Raw genomic sequence first — 1,578 nt, forward strand, 5'->3', positions numbered from 1 at the left:
CCTGTCTGCCCAGCACCATTTCCGGGTGGTCGATAAAATACCGGTTGATGGCAAATCCGTCCTCCGTCTGTCCTGTCTGAGTCCATTCCGGCACGATGTCCAGCGGGCGGTCCCGTTTTTGGAGAAAGATGATGTCCGATACCACCTCGGCACTGGCATTCTTTTTGAACGCGTCATTAGGCAAACGGATCGCTCCCAGCAGCTCGGCACGCTGGGCAAGATAGCGGCGCACGGTGGAATCCTTGGCGTCCATGGTATAGCGGGAGGTCACAAAAGCTACCACACCGCCGGGACGCACCTGATCCAGTGCTTTGGCGAAAAAGTAGTTGTGAATACTAAAGTTCAGCTTGTTGTAGGCTTTGTCGTTGACCTGATACTGACCAAAAGGTACATTGCCGATAGCAAGGTCAAAGAAGTCACGCCTGTCGGTGGTCTCAAAGCCGCCTACTGTGATGTCCGCCTTGGGATAGAGCTGCTTTGCGATGCGCCCGGAAACAGGGTCCAGCTCCACACCGTACAGACGGCTGTTTCGCATTTCCTCCGGCAGCATACCGAAGAAATTGCCCACACCCATAGACGGCTCCAGAATATTTCCAGTCTCAAACCCCATACGGCCCACCGCTTCATAGGTGGCCTGAATGACCGTAGGGCTGGTGTAATGGGCGTTTAAGGTGGAGCTTCTGGCGGCGGCATATTCCTCCGGGGTCAGCAGCTCTTTCAGCTGGGCATACTCTAAAGCCCATGCCGGTTTCTCCGGGTCAAACGCATCAGAGAGACCGCCCCAGCCTACATAGCGGGATAGGACTTCTTGCTGTTCAGGGCTTGCCTGCTGTCCGGCAACTTCCAGCTCTTTCAGCAAACGAATGGCATTGATATTGGCCTGGAACTTGGCTTTCGGACCGCCTTCACCCAAATGCTCATCGGTAATACGGAAGTTTTGTGCATTGCGGCGCAGGTTTGCCTTGTATTCCTCATAGGAGGCTTCCTCGGCAGCTTTGGCATTGGGGAAGGTCTGCCACTGGCCATTGACCTGAATGGAAACCGGGTGTTCATCCAGCACTTCCTCAAAGGTTTTCTCCGGCTCTGTTACAGGGGCTGGCGGCTCCGGCTCCTCGATATGCAGCCGTTCCACCACCACATCATAAGGTAGATGGTTCTTATCGCCCGGATAGACGGCCACGGTCTCGGAATGAAAGGCTGTGGATTCGGCAGACGGTTGGGGCTGTTCCTGTCTAAAGCCATCCAGCTGACGGGCATACATCCCGCGCAGCAAAGGCGCAACTTCATCCCAGCGGCAATACAGCACAGCCAGACGCTTTTCCTCTGCATCCAAGACTTCCAGCTCCATGCCCTGTGCCGTAGTACGGTAATCGGCAATATCGCCGGTCTCCAGATTCAGGGTCTCGATCTCACCGGAATAGGCTCTGCTCAGCCAGTAGGCGATCTCGCTGTTGCTCCTGCCGGATTGCAGCAGCGCGGAAATCTGCTTTTTATCCGCTTCATCCATCAGTCCATGAGCCAACACATCCCGCAAGTCCTGATCTGCCTTGTCCGGGTCAATAGGAAGAAACTCGGTAT

1 protein-coding gene is annotated in these 1,578 nt (G+C 55.2%); it reads right to left on the minus strand.

From position 1 onward, the window contains the following. Nucleotides 1-1,578 (minus strand): class I SAM-dependent methyltransferase (locus LI241_RS15435; RefSeq protein ID WP_370633566.1); only part of this gene is annotated, 1,578 nt, incomplete at both ends.

The organism is Longicatena sp. 210702-DFI.1.196 (genome assembly GCF_020563125.1).
Taxonomy (GTDB): domain Bacteria; phylum Bacillota_I; class Bacilli_A; order Erysipelotrichales; family Erysipelotrichaceae; genus Longicatena; species Longicatena caecimuris.